A 20,655-nucleotide genomic window follows, 5' to 3' on the forward strand; every position below is an offset into this window, starting at 1 on the left:
CAAAAAAGCCCGAGCCTCTTTGCTCGAGCTTTTTTCTACTATTTTAGTCCTAGGAATTTTAAGCGAAGAAGCTACCGCCAGTTACACTGTAAACTTGACCAGTTACATAACTTGCTTCATCAGAGGCTAAGAAAACATAGACTGGTGCTAATTCGACTGGTTGTCCAGCACGTTTCATCAGTTCTTTTTGACCAAATTCTGGGATCGCAGATTGTGGCTGTCCACCCGAAATTTGAAGTGGTGTCCAGATTGGACCAGGAGCCACCGTATTGACCCGAATGCCTTTTTCACTTAATTGAGCAGCTAGCCCTTTACTAAAGGAAGTAATAGCACCTTTCGTGGCTGCATAGTCTAAAAGATGGGCACTAGGCTCCGCACTTTGGATCGAAGTGGTCGTGATGATGCTCCCACCAGCTGGCAGATAATCCAACGCTTCTTGGACTGTCCAATACATCGAGATGATATTCGTTGTAAAGGTATATTGAATTTGTTGTGTAGTCAACTCTTTGATGTCCTTCACCGCTTGTTGCATCCCAGCATTTAGAACCAACGTATCTAACCCGCCTAATTCTTTGGCTGCTTCATGAACCAATTGACGAGCGAAAGTTTCATCTTTCAAGTCTCCTGGGATCAAAACTGCTTTGCGTCCAGCTTTTTCAATGACTGCTTTGACTTCTTGCGCGTCTTCTTCTTCAAAAGGAAGATAGTTGATTGCAACATCGGCGCCTTCTTTGGCAAAAGCAATCGCTGCTGCTCGACCAATACCAGAATCACCACCGGTCACTAATGCTTTGCGTCCAGCTAATTTGCCTGAACCTGCGTAGCTTTCTTCCCCGCAATCAGGTACTGGCTGCATCTTTCCTTGAATTGCCGGTGCTTCTTGCACCTGTTTTTCAAATTTGCCATCATAATACTTCGTTAACGGATTGTTGATTTTTTCTGACATGCTCGTTTCCTCCTTGATTATTTCTACTTCTATTTGTCATAGTTTGTTATGACCTTACTTAAAAGTGTAAAGGAAGATGGAGGGAATGAAAAACGAAACGCTCACCAGAAAAAAAGCATCTGTAAGAAAACAGATGCCTAGTAAAACGAAAAAGCTGCGTGAATCAGTAGTGAAAACGCCCACAGGTATCTCACTATTCTTCTGGAAAATCGTAGTGAAATTTCTGGGTGCAGTGTTTGATTTTGCTACTTTTCTAGCAGTTCGAGGAGGGCCCGATGAAAGGCCTCCATCTCCTCCGCGGTCTGTAGAAAAACATCGGGATGACTGTGATGGCTGTCGATCATCCAGTGTTTCGTGTCTGTAACTTTAAGAAAATCTGCTACTACGGCGTCGGTTTGCTGCGGTTGTGCAGCTTGAGCGGTCTTCAAGAGATAGAAATCTTCAATCCCCCGCTGTAGTTGTTTATACCTTAGGGACAACAATAAATGTCCGTGATTGCCAGGATAGACGAAACAAAGATCACCGATCGGTAGTGAGCTCGTATTGTACCGAATATCGGACCGAGCATGTTCTGGCCAGCAATTGTAGGCCCAACGCAGAAAGCCGTCTGTTTTGAACTGATACGATAAGATTCCTTGCATTCGCGTCTCTAACAGGGGACTATGCAAAAAGGTATTTGGTTTGTCGGGATAATTGCAGACATAGTACTGCATCTTGCCCGGATGGCTTTGTGCTAGTGTTTCGTAATGGTTGCAAGTACAGTAATAGGAAGTCACAGGATGATCGATCACTGGCAGCAGCTCAAATAACACGTCTTCTTTATCAAAAGCAGCTTTGATCTGGATCGACGGATCAATTTCTTTTAAAACAGCTAACGAGGCTCGGAAACTGTCGATTTGATGTTTCTTCGGTTCGTCAGAAACGATCCGAACCTTCTCCCACAGATTCTTCTCTTTAAAATAAACAAATACTTGACGTAGATATTCCTGCAACTCGGCCTTTTGATGAATAAAACCGAAGGTGCCTTTTCCCTCATCGTAAAAGCGAATCACCAATTTTTCTGGATGGTCCAAGTCGACCAGTGGGAAAAACGGCGGTTCCCAGACACCGAGTAAGCCAAATACATCGATTTCTTCAGAGATACCCGCTTCAAAAAAACATTCGAGGTAACGAGTTAGGACAGAAAAATCACAATGCAACTGTCCGTCTTGAGCCTTTTTAACTTTGACCATCGAATACTCATATAAATTGGCGGGATAATCTTTGACGATGTAATTGAACCAGCCCTTCCAAGGGATCTCTCCGGCGATCACTGTGATCGCTTTTTGTCCGATCGCAGCGAGACTCTCAGCCATTTCCTTGATCAAGTCAAAGTGGGCATCGCTCCATAACGGAACGTCAAAGGTGCGAGCCAAATTGCTGGGCTGCTGCCACATATTTAAGTGGAACGTTTCTAAATATTCTTTTGGAAAAGTAAAAGTGCCCACTTCAATCGTTAGGTTCTTTTCTAACAAGCACTCCTCTTGGCTAGTCAAGTGTGCCCGATAGACCTTGATTTTCACGGGATAAACTTTCGGTTTGATTGTCTCATCGATCTGCCACTCCAAATAAAGAGGCGCAAAGCGATCGCCAGGATAGGTTTTGGCAGTTCGTTCAAGTAATTTATCGGCGTACGCCAATTCCTGCTGACCGACATAATAGTCGACGAATTGCGCTTTGACCGGCAATTCGCTAAAAATCTCAACGCGTATCATGGGAATCTCGATTTCATCGGGGATCGAAAACTCGTCGCCAATAATATAATGATTGCGGTTGCCATCGTGCAGCAGCAACTGACAAGCAGCAGTACTGTTACGAACAGCTGATAACTGTTCAATCGCTTGTGGCTCTTGGGTGATCAATTCTGTTGAAGCCTTATAGCTTTCATGGACCAGGATTGCTTTCATTTTTACTCTTCCTTTCTAGGATCAATCAGCTGCAAAACAAGCGCTTGATAAGAAACATTCTCAAAAGCTTCTGGCATGATCGTTAGTAGTTGCTGCAAGCTGATGTTTTTTACGATTTTTAAGCGGCTATTGTCTGCCCATGATGGAAAAGCCTGCAACAGCAAGCGTTTGTTTTCACCTGACTCGAGTAATGCCCGAATTGGCCACTGCCCTAAATCAGGAAACAAAGCTGGCTGGGCAACTTTATCTGCCCAGTTCAACTCTAGCCATTCGACGCATTCATCAAACCAACGGGCAAAACGTGGATCAACCATTTCTTTACGATTACCGAAGCGTTCGGTCGCCAAAGAAAGACCGTGACGTCCTTTTTGGAAAATATGACTTTCAAAGGGAACCTCGTGATCTTCTAGGGCCTGCAGATACGCCAATGAATTTTCGATAGGAACGACATTGTCTTCAAAGGTTGAAAACAAAAAGGTGGGCGGCGTATCTTTTGTGACACATTCCTCTAATGAAGGGGCATCGATCTTCATCACAGTAGCAAATGAAGACAATATCGCTGGGTAGCCTAAAATACATAAGCTCGGTTTCATTGAGGAGAGTGTTGATAACGCCGCTGCCAAATGGCCGCCGGCAGAAAAGCCGATCACAGCGATTTTTTCGGCATCGATTCCCCATTCACTTGCAAGTTCTTGGATTTTGACAATCGCTTTTTCGGCATCTGCTAAGGAATGGCTGAAACTGCGATGTGTCCCTACATGATAGCGTAAGACCCCGGCGTGAAAACCTTGGGCAGCAAAATTTAAAGCAATCGGCTCAGCTTCCCGCTCACTACAAAAGGAGTAGCCGCCACCGGGAATCACCAAGACAAACGGACGATCGCCCACCCGTTCATACTCGGCTTTTTCCTCATGCAGGTACACTGTCAAACCGGCTTGCGCTTCTGGATCAAATAGATATTCCTGAAAAAACATCGCTTACTCTCCTAACCCGTTTTTATCGATGACGTTTTGATACCAATAAAAACTATCTTTCTTGTATCGCGCCAAGTCCAACAGCTGCTCGTCCGTACGATTGACATAGATAAACCCGTAGCGTTTAGCGATGCCTTCATGAGTACTGACTAGGTCAATCGCACTCCATGGACAATAGCCGATCACATCGACGCCGTCTTCGATTGCGAGCGCCATTTGTTCGATGTGCTGTTGCAAGTAGTCGATCCGATAATCATCGTGGATTTTACCATCAGTTGTCAAAACATCCTTGGCACCGATGCCGTTTTCCGTGATCAAAAGAGGCAGACGATAACGGGAATAGATTTCGTTCAACGTAAAACGAAAGCCCTCTGGATCAATCGGCCAGCCGAATTCAGTCATGGGCAAATGGGTGTTTTCTACTGCTTGGAAAAAGCCGGGAATCCCGAAACCAGACTGTTGATCGAGTTTTGTCTCTTTTTGAAAATAGCTGCTGACGGTCATCGTATTATAATAATTCAATGCGATGTAATCACATGTTCCAGCCGCCAAAATCTTTCGATCTGCTTCAGTGACTGTCGGTGCTGCACCAATCGTCTCTAACAAATGCCATGCGTTATGGTTGTATGTGCCGAAAACAGCCGCATCTAGGAATAACCAATTTCTCAGCGCACTCATAGAAAGAGCTGCCAGCTGATCGGCTGGTTTTTCAGAAGCTGGATAGACACTGGCGATATTCGGTGCTGGGCCAATCTTGCCGCTAAAATTACCGGCATGAAACTGTTGGGTCACCAATGCTTGGGCCACTAGCATATGGTGATTTTCTTGAAATTTTTCTTTCATGGATTTTTGACTCGTCCCAATGACCGAACCAGCAAGTGCCATCACATTTTGCTCGTTGATGGTTTGCCATAGCGGGACTTGATGACCAAAGTTTTCGAACAGTACTTGGCAGTAATCAGCAAATGCTTGGATCGTCTCTCGGTTTTCCCACCCACCTTGCTTCGCGATCGCAACGGGCAGGTCAAAATGGAAAACGGTGACGATTGGTTGAATCTCGTTTTCTAGTAGCAGATCGATCAGGTTTTGATAAAACGCCAATCCTGCTGGGTTGACCTGACCATCGGGCATGACTCGACTCCATGATATGGAAAAACGATAGGCTTTTAACCCTAATTCTTTAAACAATTTCACATCTTCTTCATATCGATGATAGTGATCTGATGCTACTTTAAAATTAGTGGTCCCTTGCGGAATCTCTTTGATATCTTGCACTGAGGGACCTTTGCCGTCTTCTGCCCATGCGCCCTCTACTTGATAAGCACTAGTGGATGCTCCCCACAAAAATGCTTCCGGAAATTTACTCATCCCACGGTTCCTCCTTGGCTGCGCCGATCAAGTTGGCGTCCGCTTGAAAATAAGCGGCTTGGATCGCAACTGGCTGCAGCGTTTTCTCAATGATTGGTGCGGTTTTAAAAATAGCTTGATAGCTGCTAGCTATGGCTTCGATCAAGCATGGCTGACGACTTATCCCGCCACCGATAACGATTTTCTCCAGAGCTAAAAGACACTGAAGATCGAAACACAAGACAGCGATTTCTTTGGTATAAGCTAAAAATAAAGCCTCTGCCTCAGGATCAGCAGTTTTCGTAAGGGTATCAAAGACCAAAGGACCATCAGGCACGATAGCCATACTAGCAGCCAAACGCTCAATTAATCCGACAGCCGAAAGACCGATTCCCACAAAAGAGTCCGCGCCTCTCATTTGTCGGTCACGAATCATAAAACTGACTTCACCAGCTTGTCCATGATGCCCACGATAGAGTTTTCCATTGAGACAAAGACCAACACCAACACCTGTTCCTAAAATGATTGCCGCACCATTTTGGATCCCTTGCAGATTACCGGCTTTCATTTCCCCTAGCGCAGCGGCCTTTGCGTCGTTTTCGACCGTAACCTCTGTCACCATGTCATCGCTTAACTGGCAGATCAATTCTGGCAAATTTACCCCATCAAGGTATGGCAAGGCACCACCAAAGAAGACCGTCCCTGTTTCATTAACTGAACCAGGGACTGCGATAGCCACTTTCGTGAAAGAAACTTGACGGGCATAGCTTTGCAATAGCCCTTTGATAGCTTCTTTAAAGGGTTCCAAAGCTACAGGGGTTAAAATGGTGCGTCGTTTACTGACCTCGTCGTGTTCGACCCATCCCGTTTTGATGTGCGTCCCACCGATATCAATTCCTAAATAAACCAAATGTGCCACTTCCTTTGTTTACGCTTGAATTTCTTCCACGACTTTTTCTGTCATTTTTGTTGCTTCACTTGCTTGCTTTTTTTCAGCAGCCATTTCTAATTCGTACTCTTTTTTATCCGCAATTTTTAGAAACGGATACCACATAACAATACCGATCAGCATACAGATGATCATTAAGATCGTGTAGTTAAGTCCTCCTGAAAAAGGCATTTTGATAAAAGTCGGTGTGGTCCATGGCAATAGACTCATGGTTGGATTCAAGCTGATTGGGAGGATCGTTGTTGCCAATCCCCAGGTCACAAAGCCAGCGATCAATTGTGTAAAGACTTGCGGAATAAAGAACAACGGATTCAAAATAATCGGCATCCCGAACATGATTGGCTCTGTGATGTTAAAGATCGACGGGATAAACGACAATTTTCCTAATTGTTTCATTTTTGCCGATTTGCTGCGGATCATAAAGAAGGTCACAAAGCCCATGAAGCCAGCAGCATACATGCCCATATAAATCACTGAAGGAATCAGATAAGGCAGCGCTTGTCCTTGTTGGTAAGCAGCAATATTTGAAACGACCATGGTCATACTAATCGCCCCGAGCGGTCCTTGTAAAACTGCATTATGAATTCCGAAAAACCATAAAACAGCTAATACTTCCATAATGATGATGATCGATAGCGGGCTAGCAACTAAGGAGTTCAACGGCGCATTGATCACATCGATAAAGAATTGGAAAATCGAACCGGATGAAGTAAACCCAAATAAGACACGTAAGACAAAGACGACTGCAAAAATGATCGTGACAACAAACACTGGTGCTAAAGATTGGGTTACCATTGGGGGAACACTATCCGGTAGCTTGATCATAATGTTTTTTCTCGATAAGAAAGCATAAAAGCGAGTGACCAACAAAGCGGTCAGCATGCCGATAAACAGTCCTTGTCCGCCTAAGAAATCAAGCTTCAAAGCTCCAATCGTTTGTTCCACTGCTTGACCATCTTGCATAACAGTCGTTGCGACGGTTTGTGGCATCAACATAATGAAACTAGCTAAAGAAATAATCGCCGAATTGCGTTCGTTGCTTCCTAACTGTTTTGCGTAAGAATACGCCAAACTGTAAACGACATACAATGCAAAGACACCAGTTGCTCCATTAGTGATTGCTTCAACATGCTGGAAGATGCCAATTTTCGTCAAATAGTCCGTCCAACCGGGAATCGGAAAATTTCCCACGATCGTGATAAACGCAATCCCTAAAGTGATGGGACTCGTTCGAATAAAACCTTCCATCAAAGCGGCCAATACTTTGTTTTGTTGTAATTTTTGTGACATTGGTAATAGTTTGCTACTTAAAAATGCTTCTAATTTTTCCATTTTCTCTCACTCCTTTAGTTTAAATCGTTACACTAAGCATCGTTTCTTTTTGATCGATCCGCATTAGAAATCGATAAGTACCTTTGGTTATGTGTTTCTTCCCTTGATTGTCATAGAAAACAAGTTCTGACAACGGCAATGACAATCTGCGCTCTTTTTCTTCCTGGGGCGCGAATGAGATGAGGTCACTTGCGATTAATTGGCGACTTGGACGAACCACTGCCGCTGGACGCTGCATGAGATAAAGTTGAATGACGGTTTCTGCAGCTGTTGCTGATTGGTTTTTCACTCGATAAGCCAATTGGATCGTCTCACTAGATACTTCACTACCAAGCCATTCACCAGTAAACGTACCATAACTGAGACCTGTCCCAAATGCGAATAAGGGTTCATTGGATTCATCTCGGTATTTTGACAAAAAGCGATCAGAATGCTCACTATCTGTCAAAGGTCTGCCCGTTGGCAGCTGGGCACTGTATAGTGGGATCTGTCCTTCACTGCGAGGAAAGGTCATGGACAGTTTTGCTGTCGGAGAAGCCTGTCCACTCAGCAGATTGGCGATTCCGATCCCGCCCATCGTTCCCGGATACCAAACCAGCAACAGGCTATCAAATAATGCTTCCACTTGCGTTAAGACTAACGGTCTGCCAGTGTAAAGCACGCCGATCAAAGGCTTACCAGTCTTTTTCAACGCTTGGATCAAACGAATTTGTTTCAGTGGCAGCTGCAAATGAGCTTTTGATGCCCCTTCGCCGCTCTCCAAAAACTGCTCTCCAAAAGTCAAGACGATAACTTCGGCGGCTTCGGCGGCTTCCATGGCTTCCAAAAGCAACTGATCTTCTGGTTCGATCGGTCCATTCAGCTGTTCGATCCCGGCTTTTAAAGGACCAAATTGCTCATACGAGTCGAATAGATTGTATCCACGAGCAAAGATCAAGTTTTCGGGTGCGAAATGCTGCAGCAAACCGGTTTTTAAAGGAATCGTGTCTTGTGGCTTGCCGCTGACTGACGCCCAAAAACCTAAGGTCAACCGGCTTTCTCCATAAGGACCGATCACAGCGACGGTTTGGTCCTTTTTCAAAGGTAAGCTGCCCTCATTTTTTAAAAGCACACAGCTTTTTTCTACTAGCTTAACGGCTAGCTCTTTGGCTTTATCCGACAAAACCTCTCCAGTTTGTTGCGTTTTCAACCCTCGATAGGGTTCCTCAAACAAACCTAATTGATTTTTTAGTACGAGAATTCGCCAGACTGCTTCATCCAGCAACGCGGCTAATTCGGGTTGTTTAATCAGTTCTGGCAAATGCGTCGCATAGACCGATGTCATCATATCAAAATCAACGCCCGCTTCCAAACCTTTCTGAGCGGCCTCCCGTTCATCTTTGACAAAACCGTGGGGGACCAATTCTTTGATGGCGGCATGATCGGAGACCAGTACCCCATCAAAACCGAAACGTTCTCGCAAAATCTCTCGGTTCAGCCAGCGGCTACCCGTTGCAGGTTCACCATTCAATAGGTTGAAGGCCGTCATCACTAGCAGTGCTTGGGCTTCGATCGCCGCTTGATAGGGTTGCAAATATTCATTGAATAAGCGCTGATTGGACATATCGACCGTATTGTATTCTCTGCCCGCTTCGGGTGCACCATAACCAGCAAAATGTTTGATGCAAGCAGCAACGTGATTTTCTGCCACTCCTTGATCAAGATTGCCTTGGTAGCCGGTCACGACGCTTTTAGCAAAACGTTTTGCCGTATACACATCCTCTCCTGGCGACTCCATCACTCTGCCCCAGCGAGGATCGCGAACAAGATCCAGCATGGGTGAAAAGATCACATGAAGGCCATTTTGGTAACATTCTTTGGCGGTCATCTCAGCGGCTTGCTCGATCAAATTAAAATCGTAGGAACCTGCTTGGGCAAGGGGAATCGGAAAAATGGTCCGAAACCCGTAGATGACGTCCGACATAAACAGCATAGGAATCTTGAGTCGGCTGTGTGCTAACGTTTCCCTCTGTAACTGAATTAATTTTTGGTAATCGTTCACATTATAAATCGAACCAATCTCGTGAATTTTCAAATTTGGCGGAAGCCCTAAATCGTGCATCGGGCCAGTAGTCATCACCTCATTTTCAATGACTAAACTGCCATTCAATTGAATCGTCTGAGCGATTTTTTCTTCTGGCGTCAATTGCTGAAACAATTCTTTCAATTTTTTACTATCCATGTTTGCTCCTTCCTGTAACCGTTTTATTTATCTGAATTATAGAAAGAATCCTTCCTTAGATATACTAAAAATCTAGTGTTTATAATAAATTGTTTATTGAATGCTAAAAAATTTACGTTATACTAAAAGAAAAAACAATGTTTGGACTTTGAGGTGTCTCATGAACAAAACAACACTTACGACCGCCATGGATCTGCTTTATCGCAAATATTTGATCCCGATGATTCTCTTGGATCAAGAAGGGACTCCACTGTATCCCCCACTCACCTTAACAGCCAAGAATCCTCTGAAACACTATTTGGAAGAAACGAACGGCCCAGTTGCAAATCTCTATCATTTCGGCAAATATATGCTTGGTTGTTTTGCGTTTCAGTTAGCTGAAAAAACCTGTTATATGGTCATCGGACCCTGTGGAGTGATTGGTACACCAGATACGTCTTACCTATTTCTTGAACATGAATACCACTACAATGTGCACTATTCCAAAGAAGACAAATACTCCATTGAAGAATACATCCAGCTGCTTTATACGCTGTTTGCGGAGCAGCCGTTGGCAAAAGACCAAATCCATTGGCATTACCAAACTGAATCCCACGACCGATCCATGCAAACAGATCTTAGCTTGGAAACCAATCTTTATGAACGCCGTGTGCATGAAGCTACCTTTGATTCCTATCATTTTGAATTGCGCTATCTTGACTACATCAAACGAAACGAGCCGGAAAAAGTAGTCTGGGTATTTAACAAAATGAGAGAGACCTACAGTGTTTCCCTTTCCCCTCATGAACTGGAAGGCTTAAAACTAAAGTTTTCGGCCTTTGTCGCTGTCGTGACCCGCATGAGCATTGATGAAGGAGTACCAGTCAACCAAGCATTCGGCTTATCTGATTCATTGATCCAAGGTCTGGTTTATATTCATTCTGCCGAGGAGTGCCTCCGCTATATCAAAGAAGCCACCTACCGCTTTATGGAGCTTCTGCATAGCTATCCGCTGGCGCAAAAATCACTGTTGGTCAAGACGATTGTTAATTATGTCGACAGCCATCTCTATGAAAAAGTGACCATTGATGACCTCGCAGCCATCACTCAAAAACATAAGACCCATCTATGTAATCAGTTCAAAAAAGAAATGAACAAAACGATCCACAGCTACATTCAGGAACGAAAGATCAGCGAAGCCAAGCATCTATTGCTGTTCACAGATTTTTCCTCCGAAAAAATCAGCACCCAGTTGGCATTCGCCAATCAAAGCCATTTTATCCGCAATTTCAAAGCCGTTACCGGGCAAACACCAAAAGAATTTAAAGAGAAACATTACGCTCATGCTTTAAGTTAAAGACACAATTTCCGAAAAAATGCTCAGAAACAATGGTTATTATTTTTAATAACAAACGTTGTAAGCTATCCTTTTACTCAAATCAATTTGAATGAGGAGAGATAAAATGATCCAACTTGCTCGCTTGATCTTTTGGGTACCAGTCATCTTTTTTTCGTTAGGATTGATCATCGTAACGAAACGATTGCCGCGTTTCACATGGGTTTCCTTATCCATCACGGTTTCTTTAGTGATCTTTGTTTGTAAGATTTTAGAGTATTCCTATACGATGCCTGACATGCAGCTAACTTTCTATTTTATGGGTTTCTTGATTTCGGCTAGTCTTCTTTGTTTTATTTTCTACTTGAGGATCAGAAAACGGTGAATGACAGTGGCGGGTTTTCCACGTAAATTAGTCAGGTCCCCAGCAACTAGGGACCAATAGCTCCATCAAATACACGGGTTTCTTCCTATCTTTTTAAAGAACTCCCCTCCCCTGAAAAGGGGCTTTTTTATTGCTAGTTCTGATTCTAACCTCAAGCTTACTGTGTTACTCTAGAAAGATTCGAATCAAAATACAAGGATGTGCCACTCGTTTTTCTCCCCCCTTCCTGCACACGATCGTTATTCCATGAGCTCCTTGCCTTTTTAACGAACTAAATATATAATGAATTTGCAAAATAATAACACAAAAGAACAAATCATCTATCCTCATAAAAGGAGCTTACCCTATGAACTGGCTGACCTTTGTCGTCCAACCACTGACCCTGCTGTTTTTTCTTACAGTATTCTCTCTCGTCTATTTGATGCCCGAATCCCTTGTGCCTAAGCCCAAAATGAAAAAATGGGCGTTGACTGTTTCATTGATCTTTCTAGCATGGCAGCTGCTAACCCCCTTTCTCTTCTTTTTTTACTGAGCACAACAAAAAAGCGGCTCTCTTTTTTGAGAGCCGCTTTGGTTTATTTTTAATCCTGTAACAAACTACCGCCATTGGTAGCAATGACTTCTTTGTACCAGTAAAAACTATCTTTACGGGAACGGTCAAAGCTACCGTTTCCTTCATCATCCGCGTCTACATAGACAAAGCCGTAGCGTTTCGACATTTCTGACGTTGAAGCCGAAACTAAGTCGGTACAACCCCAAGGCGTATAGCCCATCAATTCCACACCATCTTCGATCGCTTCATACATTTGTTCGATATGCGCCTTCAAATAATCGATTCGATAGCTGTCATGGATCGAACCATCCTCTTCCACCGTATCCAAGGCACCTAAGCCGTTTTCAACGATAAACAATGGTACTTGGTAGCGGTCGTACAAGTTATTCAAAGTCACACGCAAGCCGATTGGATCGATTTGCCACCCCCAGTCAGAGGCTTCCAAGTATGGGTTTGATTCGCCTAAAGAAAAGTTGCCGGCCGTTGCTTCGCCGCCTTCTTCAGGATTGTGGCGGGCAATAGAACTCATGTAGTAAGAAAAGGACATGAAGTCGACAGGGTATTGCGCAAGAATGTCTAAATCGCCATCTTCGAAGGTCACTTCGATGCCGTTTTCTTTAAAGAAGCGCTTCGTATACGCTGGATACTTCCCACGAACTTGGACATCAGAGAAGAAGAGATTCTCGTGGTCACGCTTGATTTCTTCCATCACATCTGCTGGATTTGGTGTAGCTGGGTAGGCTTGCATCCGTGCCAACATCATCCCTACTTTGATATCAGGATTGATTTCGTGGGCAAATTTTGTTGCTAAACTAGAAGCCACAAATTGATGATGCACAGCTTGATACATGTCAGAAAGGTTTTGCGTGCCATCTTCGGATAACAAGGCACCGCCAACATAGCCAGAGATCCCCATGATATTGATTTCATTGAAGGTCAACCAATATTTGACTTTGTCTTTGTAGCGGGTCAACACAGTTTCTGCGTATTTGACGAACAAATCGATCACTTGGCGATTTTTCCAGCCGCCATAGTTTAACGCGATCCCGATAGGTGTTTCGTAGTGAGAGAGGGTCACTAAGGGTTCGATCCCGTATTTTGCACACTCATCAAACACGTTGTCATAAAATTGCAAGCCTTCTTCATTTGGCTGAACATCGTCACCATTTGGAAAAATTCTTGACCAAGCGATGGACAGACGGAACGTTTTAAAGCCCATCTCTGCGTACAAGGCGATATCTTCTTTGTAACGATGGTAGAAATCTGATCCCCAACGTTTTGGATACAAGCCTTCTTTGTCATTTAAGGCAAACAAGACTTTTTCCCGAGTCATTGGTGCAGCAAATTCTGCCATGTTTTTACGGTCTTCTGGTTTGACAGCGATCGCCGTATCGGATGTCGCTGGGCCACGTCCGCCTTCGTTCCATGCTCCTTCAAATTGGTTGGCTGCAGTGGCGCCGCCCCATAAAAAGCCTTTTGGAAATTGTTTTTCTGTCATGATTAGCCTACTTTCTTTTTCTTTATTGATCGACACAGCGGATCAGTAAGAAAGCATTCTTACTGATCCTACGACGTGCCGATAAACGCATTTATTTTACGACTTCGATCAAATTGTCGTTCGCTGTTACTTCTTTTGACTGTGTCGTTTGGATGTCACTGTAGTCGTTAGAGTTTGTGACGATGACTGGTGTCAGTAAGGAATAGCCTTCCGCACGAATCGCTTCAGTATCAAAAGAGATCAATTTTTGACCGGCTTTGACTTTGTCTCCTTGGTTGATGTAGGCAGTAAAGTGATTGCCTTCAAGTTCCACCGTATTCATGCCGATGTGGATCAATAATTCTGTCCCATCCTCAGTGACTAAGCCGATGGCATGTTTTGTTGGAAACAAGATTTTGACTTCTGCATCTGCTGGAGCAGTGATTTCACCGATCGCTGGTTCAACGGCGATCCCTTTTCCCATAGCACCTGAAGAAAAGACTTTGTCTTCCACATCTGCTAAAGCAACCACTTGACCGGTTACTGGGCTTTTGACTGTTTCATCTTTGACGCTGGCAGAAACGGTTTTCGCTTCTGGTGCTGGTGCTGCTGGTGTTGCTTGACCGTCGACTGGTGAATCAACAGTTGTATACAAAGTTGGTACTTTCAATAACATCATGATGATAAATGACGCTACGATTGCAATAACTGTACCGATGGCTAAGTGGATCACGCTATGGAAGCTGCCTGTTGCTGGATCGATATATGCAGGGTACAAGAAGATACCCATACCGCCCATTGCGTAACCAGTAACGTTAAAGATTGACAAGTAGATACCAACGAAACCTGAAACTAAACAAGAAACGATAAATGGTGTTTTCATTGGCAAAGTATAACCGTAGATCGCAGGTTCAGTCACACCGAAGATCGATGAGATCAATGCTGGCATTGCGCCTTGTTTGACTTTTGGTTCTTTCGTTTTCAACCAAATCGCTGCTAGCACACCCGTTTGTGTGAAACATGGTAGCACTGCGGCGGTCAAAATAATCGAAGAGCCGTTTTGCGCCATATCCATGATCGCCAATGGCACAAGACCCCAGTGAAGACCAAACATTACCAATACTTGCCATAATGCCCCTAAAGCAAATCCATAAATGATTGGGCTGAAATCATAAACCGCTTGGAAAGCAATACCGATCCAGCTAGATGCTGTATTTGCGACTGGACCTACCACAAAGAAGGTCAACGGCACAGTGATCAAAATCGTTACAAAAGGAACCACAAACATTTTGACTACATCAGGTGTAACTTTGCGCATAAACTGTTCAATTTTCGAAGCGACAAAAATCGCTAAAATAATCGGCAGTACGCTATTAAAGTAGCCACCTGCTGGTAAGGTCAAGGTTAGACCAAAGACTTTGCTCGCTTCAGCAACGCTTTCTGCTAAACCAGGATAGACCATCGCACCTGCAATCGCTAATGCTGTATAGGTATTCATCTTGAATTTCTTTGCAGCAGTTACGGCTAAGATCATAGGTAAGTATTGGAACAAACCATCGCCTAGGGTATTCATTACTACATAGATTCCATTGGTCGCTTCCATCCCAGTTGCTGCAAGTAGCGCCGTGATCCCTTTTAAAATACCGGCTGCCGCTAATGGACCTAAGAACGGTTGAAACAAGCTTGAGATGACATCGATAAAGCGGTCAAACAAACTGCCTTTCTTTTCGTCGCCTTCGTCGATATCAAGACTGCCGCCATCGGCTAATCCGCCGACTTTCAGCACTTCATCGTAAACATCTGGCACATGATTACCGATAACCACTTGGTATTGTCCGCCTGCTTTGACAACGGTCACGACACCGTCACGTTTTTGCAAATAATCTGTGTCTGCTTTGCTTTCGTCTTTTAAGTGGAAACGTAAGCGAGTCACACAGTGTTTTACAGAAGAGACATTTTCTTTGCCGCCAACGTGGGCCAAAATGTCTTGTGCTAATTCAGTATATTTTGCCATTTTGATTTCTCCTTTTTAATAGATCATTTAATAAAAATAAAAAGACCGGCCATTTCTACAATAAACAAGCAGGAGTATCACCCATAAAAAACGAGACGGGTCTCCTCAACGAGTATTGTAAGAAAGTGCAGGTCTTGCCAGCCGAACTGTAACGAATCCATTTCCATTCTTAGGTTAATTTTGAGTGAGCGGCTAAGTTACCGATATGCAGAATCAAATACATCAATTCCATATCGTTGACATGCCAGCCCTTTTGTTCAAATAAGTATTCTTTGATCGAATCTGCGGTTTCTTTTTCTTTCGGATAGCTGCTGAAAGCCAAGGCAATCATCGGATTAGCCAATACTGGCTCTTCTTTTTCTTGACTTTGTCGAATTAAATAATAGCGAATGTGGGTCACAAACCGTTGGAAGTAGGAAGAATTCTCATCGTACTCGATGTTCATGCTATACTTAACGATCCGTAAAATATTGTTGGTCAACTCGGTGTGCTCATAGGCACTTTGATTGGCGCTTTTTTCAATTTGCGCATTGACGAAATGCAAAGTGATAAACGCAGCTTCTTCTTGCGAAAAATCGGGATACAGCTCTTTGCGGATCAACTCGACCGCTTGGACACTGACCGCATATTCCTTGGCATAGATTTTCTTGATTTCCCAATGCATGGGATTGGTCAAAACAATTTCTTGCTTTTGACGACTGATGGCAAACAAGATATGATCCATCAGTGTGAAATAAACGTTTGGATTGAAATCGGTTCCAACACTTTCCCGAAAAAGACGCACGATTTCATAAATGACGGCCATTTGTTTCTCGTCAGCCTTCGTCATGACTTTCGACATATGTTCCACTGTCAAGTCATCTTCTGGGTAGTATTTTTTTTCGATTCGCTCAGCCGGAATCAGGTCACCCGGTTTCGTTTGAAAGCCGATCCCTTTTCCCATTAGGATCACTTCAACTTCATCTTCTTTTGAAAGTACAACATTGTTGTTGATCCTCTTGATAATCTTCACGAACGATCCTCCTTGATCAGCATAGCGCATACACAGCTTTGCATCGTTTGACGTCTATGCAGAAGGTCTTGTATTTTTTTCTTTCTCTGACTTGCCATTAAGTGACGAGGTGAATGTCTGCTCCAGGCAGTACTGCAGGATATCGTCAAACCTAGCTGGCACTTCATTGCGTTTTACTTCTCCCCTCCTTTGATGATCAATGACTGGACCTTACCTTGGAACCGGTTCTTTTTTAGCGAATAGAAATAATGGAGCAAAAAAAGAAGACCAAAGCAAAAAAGTGTACAACCCAAGAAACTTTGGGTAATCAATGCACTTTTTTCCTCTGGTCTTGCCTGCCGAACAGTAACGAATCCAGTAATGAGAACACTCTCGTGTTCCGTTGAGATAATAGTACTCATTCTGAGAAAAAATGTCAACACTTTTTTTGCAAACGTTTTTCTTTTTTGTTTTTGACTTTTTTTCACTATCGTTCTCACTGAATTTCTTTTCTAGCTTTGGTCTTTTAGTTCACTTGAAATACAAGGTTTACTGTGTAGCACAATAAGACCACAAAAAACCGTAATCTTCGTGCATTACGGTCATAGCTGGAAGTATGATGCTTGAAAGACGATCAATCACAAAGAATCAGAAAATTGGGGAAGGTCTGGTGCATGACAGACATTCAACGGGACTGACCACCTTGCGCGATTCATGCGTTTCATGACTTCCACAAACGAAAAGGTCTCTTTGAGTGGGGGAATCAACCAAATAACCTTTCGATTCTTCAAGATCTTCTCTTTCCTGCTTAGAATGTTCGCAGTTCGCCGCGAAAAAAGCAGGACGTAAACTAAATTTCATTTATCAATCTGTCACTGATCCTTCAATGACAAGTATCTAAATGAAAGCCTGTACTAGTTTTTAAATGGGTTGATTTCCCAAGGACCAAATGGTTCAAATTCCATGAAAAAACGACCTCCTTTATTATTTGCTATACCCTATTATATTTGATAACATGTTATTAAAATCACATTGTTCAGAAATGCGTCACAATTAAGGAGGTCCCCCATGAAACAGCAAGGCTCTTTAATCAAAAAACTGCGCACAGATCGCAAAATCTCGCAAGCCAAGCTTGCCGAAGGTATTTCCTCTCGCACCACCCTTTCTTCTTTCGAAAATCGCAAAACAAATCTCTCTTCACAAACCTTGTTTGACTACTTAGACAAAATGAATATCACGGTTCATGAGTTCAGTCTGTTGATCGACAGCGAAGCCACAGGTCAAAAACGTCAGCTGGTGCAAGATTTCTATACCCGATACTATGATCGAACACTGACTATCGACTACTTGACTAGCCTTGAGGAACGCTACTTTGAGACACAAAATTTTTTTTATCATTCTTTGTATGTCCAAGGCCTGCTGCTGCTCAACCGTGAATCATTTCTGATGAATCGAGGAGCTTACACCCAAGAAGTTGAACTGGTAAAGCAATACTTGTTTGATATCGAAACATGGGGGCGCTTTGAGTTGAACTTATTCTCAAATTTGTTATTTATTTTTGACCAAGAAACCATCAGTTATTACTTAGATCATGGGATCAAAAAAATCCTTCACTACGCCAATGATCCCTTTTATGCAAATTTGTTAAGTGTTGTGATCTTAAATGGCTGCGCCTTTGCCAGTGAAAGTAAGGATTCCTATCTGCTTAACAAGTTTCTGCTTTTGTCTCATCCCTTGCCTAATACACCTCTGTATTTTTATTTGAAAATCCATCAAGTCTTGTATCAAGAAATTTACTCCTATTTGCAATCTTCTCAATTAAACAAAGAAGTGTTAAGAAACAGCTTAATCGTTATCGAACAAGCCGGTTACCAGAACCATAAAAATGACCTGCAAAACTTGATTCATACCGTGACGAATATCTCCATTTAACATTCTTCCCTTTGAATCATCCTATATCCTTACAAACATGATTTATCTTTTTCGTAAACGCCTGTCTGCTTATTGAAGGACAGGCGTTTTTCAGCCAAATGCTAGCCTAACTTGTACGCAAAAAACCAGTTAGGTACGTAGACCTAACTGGTTTTCGGGCTAAAATCTTAAAACGTATCTGGTTTATCCTGACCCAGATTTGATTTTACACAACTCATCCCTCCGGTTAACTATAGAAGTAAACTGAGCTGGCTTTTCAGAAAACGACAAAAGCGTTGTTCTCTTTTGATTTCAGTGATTCAACAAATCGATTAGCGAGATTCTGAAGTCACTCCGATAGTCGCCCATGGATTATGATCTGGATCATATGCCCACGTAAAGTTTGCGACACGATCAGAGACCGGCAAAACTTGGTTACGGTACAATGTCGGAATAGCAAACGCTTCTTCAAATGCATATTCTTGCCATGCATCAAATGCTTCTTTACGTTTTTCTTCATCGAAGGAATCATTTGAATCGATGGCTGCTAACAATTCTGTATTGCGTTCAGACTCGTAACGAGTGTAGTTAAAGGCTGAATTTGGTCCCCATAAGCTAGTTGGTGATGGATCTGATCCAGTAGACCAAGCAGCTTGGAAAACATCGATATCTGGATCATCATTTTTCAACTTGTCATAGAATGCTTGGAAGTCGATCAAACGTCCTGTAGAGTATTGGACATCCAAACCGATTTCTTGCCATTGTTGGACATAGTAATCTGCCAGTGGTTGTGCCACTTCTCCACCTGACATTGAAGCAAAATTGATGGTTAATTTATTGCCATCTGGATCTTCCCGGAAGCCATCACCATCAACATCGATAAAGCCAGCATCATCTAGGAGTTGATTTGCTTTATCCATATCTAAGTGGTAGCCTTCCACATCAGTGCTGTGCAAACTACCATAAACCGGTGGGATCAATGTTGTACCATTTGAACGCAAGCCATGGTAGAAACGCTCACCAATCGCATCATTATCGATAGCATAGCCCATTGCTTGACGCAATGCTTTGTTGGCCATTTTTGCGTTTGGATCAAAATCAACACTATTTGTTTCGTCATTCCATGTTCCTAAATTAAAACCAAGATAGGTGTAAGATTGTTCTGGTCGTCCTAACATTTGGTAGCCATCCATATCTTGATACGTATCGAACGTATCTGTTGGCATTTTCAATACTAAATCATATTGTTTTGCATTTAGTGCTTCATTGATCGATGCAGATGGAACATTACGCATCACAATTTTTTCTAATGTTGGTGTTCCCCTATAATAATGTTCATTCGGAACATACTCTACGGTTTCCCCAGGTACGATATTCGTCATCTTGTAAGGACCAAAACCAATTGGGTTCGTCCGTACAGGATCACTGGATGGCATATCTGCTACTTCAATACCTTCAAAGGTATGTTTTGGTAATGCCGCGTTCCAAATTGCTCCACCGGATTGCTGCATTCCAGGATGCATTTCCTTAAATTCGATCTCAACTACTTTATCGCTAACTGCTGTGATCCCAGAAATCGTATCTGCTTCACCGCTATGGTATTCTTCCATTCCAACAATATTAGTAAAGTCATTATTGTAGCGAACGCCATCATAGTCTTGATGACCAATGACTTCATAAGAAAAAATGACATCTTCGGCTGTAACATCTACCCCGTCCGACCATTTTAGTTCATCACGTAATGTGATCGTCGCTTTATTGTTTTCGACATCCAAGTCTAAGTCTGCAGGTCCACCATCAATAATCTTAAAATCCTCATCTTGTAAGAATAGATATTCATGACTTGGTAACATAAAGTCACGGTCATAGGCATCCTGATAGAACTCCCACTGGAATAATCCTTGGAACTGGGTGTCCATTACTACAGCAACGTCTAAAACTCCACCTTCAATCACTTCATCATCATTGACTACCGCTAACGGTAATGTGCTGATATCGGATGCTGCAGCGTCTGATGACGACTCTCCTGTATCTGTCGAACCTGTTCCACCTCCGTTACTTTGTCCGCAAGCCCCTAAAACAAGCGCTGCCAATAAAGTAATCATGCCAAACTTCGTTTTCTTCATACTCTTCCTCCTTATTAAATCCCCTCATTTATGATTCACTGATAAAAAAACCAAGCAAACAGTTTTTTTATCTTAAAATGGCTTTTTTATTAGAAAATCTGAACGAGATTAACTAAATTATAACAATTTTCTCAAAACTCTTTCCGTCAATAATTTCATCAATCTATG

At 42.9% G+C, this 20,655-nt stretch carries 15 protein-coding genes; 4 read left to right on the forward strand and 11 right to left on the reverse strand.

Annotation, left to right across the window (positions count from 1 at the left end; genetic code table 11):
* Positions 1 to 58: 58 nt before the first annotated feature.
* The 7 genes from IGJ17_RS10535 to IGJ17_RS10565 all read right to left on the reverse strand — a co-directional run bounded on the left by IGJ17_RS10535 (position 59) and on the right by IGJ17_RS10565 (position 9,715).
* Entirely contained in the window at positions 59 to 946 is an 888-nt protein-coding gene (locus IGJ17_RS10535; RefSeq protein WP_429961344.1) for an SDR family oxidoreductase, read from the reverse strand.
* Between the two features lie 245 nt (positions 947 to 1,191).
* Complete coding sequence (locus tag IGJ17_RS10540; RefSeq protein ID WP_429961345.1) at positions 1,192 to 2,892, reverse strand: DUF4091 domain-containing protein; 1,701 nt, start codon at positions 2,890 to 2,892, stop codon at positions 1,192 to 1,194.
* A gap of 2 nt (positions 2,893 to 2,894) precedes the next feature.
* Positions 2,895 to 3,866 carry an alpha/beta hydrolase gene (locus IGJ17_RS10545; protein WP_429961346.1) on the reverse strand — a complete coding sequence of 324 codons (972 nt, stop codon included), beginning with the start codon at positions 3,864 to 3,866 and terminating at the stop codon, positions 2,895 to 2,897.
* 3 nt (positions 3,867 to 3,869) lie between these two features.
* Positions 3,870 to 5,234 (reverse strand): glycoside hydrolase family 1 protein, encoded by a 1,365-nt coding sequence (locus IGJ17_RS10550; protein ID WP_429961347.1) that lies wholly within the window; start codon positions 5,232 to 5,234, stop codon positions 3,870 to 3,872.
* Entirely contained in the window at positions 5,227 to 6,132 is a 906-nt protein-coding gene (locus tag IGJ17_RS10555) for an ROK family protein (protein WP_429961348.1), read from the reverse strand. The genes IGJ17_RS10550 and IGJ17_RS10555 overlap by 8 nt, the downstream gene beginning before the upstream one ends.
* 9 nt (positions 6,133 to 6,141) lie before the next feature.
* Positions 6,142 to 7,494 carry a PTS sugar transporter subunit IIC gene (locus IGJ17_RS10560; protein WP_429961349.1) on the reverse strand — a complete coding sequence of 451 codons (1,353 nt, stop codon included), beginning with the start codon at positions 7,492 to 7,494 and terminating at the stop codon, positions 6,142 to 6,144.
* A 19-nt stretch (positions 7,495 to 7,513) separates the two neighbouring features.
* Positions 7,514 to 9,715 (reverse strand): glycoside hydrolase family 3 N-terminal domain-containing protein, encoded by a 2,202-nt coding sequence (locus IGJ17_RS10565; protein ID WP_429961350.1) that lies wholly within the window; start codon positions 9,713 to 9,715, stop codon positions 7,514 to 7,516.
* Positions 9,716 to 9,815: 100 nt separating this feature from the next.
* Here IGJ17_RS10565 and IGJ17_RS10570 point away from each other — a divergent pair, with 100 nt between their 5' ends.
* From IGJ17_RS10570 to IGJ17_RS10580, 3 genes are all read left to right on the forward strand, one after another.
* On the forward strand, positions 9,816 to 11,051 hold the full coding sequence (locus IGJ17_RS10570) for a helix-turn-helix domain-containing protein (protein WP_429961351.1): 1,236 nt from the start codon (positions 9,816 to 9,818) through the stop codon (positions 11,049 to 11,051).
* 106 nt (positions 11,052 to 11,157) lie between these two features.
* Positions 11,158 to 11,415, forward strand: a complete 258-nt coding sequence (locus IGJ17_RS10575) for a hypothetical protein (protein ID WP_005235163.1) — start codon at positions 11,158 to 11,160, stop codon at positions 11,413 to 11,415.
* Positions 11,416 to 11,761: 346 nt separating this feature from the next.
* On the forward strand, positions 11,762 to 11,947 hold the full coding sequence (locus tag IGJ17_RS10580) for a hypothetical protein (RefSeq protein WP_008378656.1): 186 nt from the start codon (positions 11,762 to 11,764) through the stop codon (positions 11,945 to 11,947).
* A gap of 49 nt (positions 11,948 to 11,996) precedes the next feature.
* Here IGJ17_RS10580 and IGJ17_RS10585 read toward each other — a convergent pair whose 3' ends face one another.
* From IGJ17_RS10585 to IGJ17_RS10595, 3 genes are all read right to left on the reverse strand, one after another.
* The gene (locus tag IGJ17_RS10585) at positions 11,997 to 13,466 is read right to left on the reverse strand and encodes a glycoside hydrolase family 1 protein (RefSeq protein ID WP_008378658.1); all 1,470 of its coding nucleotides are present in this window, start codon (positions 13,464 to 13,466) and stop codon (positions 11,997 to 11,999) included.
* Between the two features lie 91 nt (positions 13,467 to 13,557).
* The gene (locus IGJ17_RS10590) at positions 13,558 to 15,459 is read right to left on the reverse strand and encodes a beta-glucoside-specific PTS transporter subunit IIABC (protein WP_005235158.1); all 1,902 of its coding nucleotides are present in this window, start codon (positions 15,457 to 15,459) and stop codon (positions 13,558 to 13,560) included.
* A gap of 169 nt (positions 15,460 to 15,628) precedes the next feature.
* Entirely contained in the window at positions 15,629 to 16,471 is an 843-nt protein-coding gene (locus IGJ17_RS10595) for a PRD domain-containing protein (RefSeq protein WP_008378663.1), read from the reverse strand.
* 1,047 nt (positions 16,472 to 17,518) lie between these two features.
* Here IGJ17_RS10595 and IGJ17_RS10600 point away from each other — a divergent pair.
* On the forward strand, positions 17,519 to 18,382 hold the full coding sequence (locus tag IGJ17_RS10600) for a helix-turn-helix domain-containing protein (protein WP_429961352.1): 864 nt from the start codon (positions 17,519 to 17,521) through the stop codon (positions 18,380 to 18,382).
* 311 nt (positions 18,383 to 18,693) lie between these two features.
* On the opposite strand, the gene IGJ17_RS10605 is transcribed toward IGJ17_RS10600, so the two are convergent.
* Positions 18,694 to 20,487: an oligopeptide ABC transporter substrate-binding protein gene (locus IGJ17_RS10605; RefSeq protein WP_429961353.1), complete on the reverse strand. Its 1,794-nt coding sequence runs from the start codon at positions 20,485 to 20,487 to the stop codon at positions 18,694 to 18,696.
* Positions 20,488 to 20,655 lie beyond the last annotated feature (168 nt).

It is taken from the genome of Enterococcus sp. DIV1096b, assembly GCF_050498765.1.
Lineage (GTDB): Bacteria > Bacillota > Bacilli > Lactobacillales > Enterococcaceae > Enterococcus_D > Enterococcus_D entomosocium.

Bases quoted from the DNA above. Each gene is read 5' to 3' on its own strand.
- IGJ17_RS10535 (WP_429961344.1), bottom strand. From the start codon at position 946: ATGTCAGAAAAAATCAACAATCCGTTAACGAAGTATTATGATGGCAAA.
- IGJ17_RS10540 (WP_429961345.1), bottom strand. From the start codon at position 2,892: ATGAAAGCAATCCTGGTCCATGAAAGCTATAAGGCTTCAACAGAATTG.
- IGJ17_RS10545 (WP_429961346.1), bottom strand. From the start codon at position 3,866: ATGTTTTTTCAGGAATATCTATTTGATCCAGAAGCGCAAGCCGGTTTG.
- IGJ17_RS10550 (WP_429961347.1), bottom strand. From the start codon at position 5,234: ATGAGTAAATTTCCGGAAGCATTTTTGTGGGGAGCATCCACTAGTGCT.
- IGJ17_RS10560 (WP_429961349.1), bottom strand. From the start codon at position 7,494: ATGGAAAAATTAGAAGCATTTTTAAGTAGCAAACTATTACCAATGTCA.
- IGJ17_RS10565 (WP_429961350.1), bottom strand. From the start codon at position 9,715: ATGGATAGTAAAAAATTGAAAGAATTGTTTCAGCAATTGACGCCAGAA.
- IGJ17_RS10570 (WP_429961351.1), top strand. From the start codon at position 9,816: ATGCTAAAAAATTTACGTTATACTAAAAGAAAAAACAATGTTTGGACT.
- IGJ17_RS10575 (WP_005235163.1), top strand. From the start codon at position 11,158: ATGATCCAACTTGCTCGCTTGATCTTTTGGGTACCAGTCATCTTTTTT.
- IGJ17_RS10580 (WP_008378656.1), top strand. From the start codon at position 11,762: ATGAACTGGCTGACCTTTGTCGTCCAACCACTGACCCTGCTGTTTTTT.
- IGJ17_RS10585 (WP_008378658.1), bottom strand. From the start codon at position 13,466: ATGACAGAAAAACAATTTCCAAAAGGCTTTTTATGGGGCGGCGCCACT.
- IGJ17_RS10590 (WP_005235158.1), bottom strand. From the start codon at position 15,459: ATGGCAAAATATACTGAATTAGCACAAGACATTTTGGCCCACGTTGGC.
- IGJ17_RS10600 (WP_429961352.1), top strand. From the start codon at position 17,519: ATGAAACAGCAAGGCTCTTTAATCAAAAAACTGCGCACAGATCGCAAA.
- IGJ17_RS10605 (WP_429961353.1), bottom strand. From the start codon at position 20,487: ATGAAGAAAACGAAGTTTGGCATGATTACTTTATTGGCAGCGCTTGTT.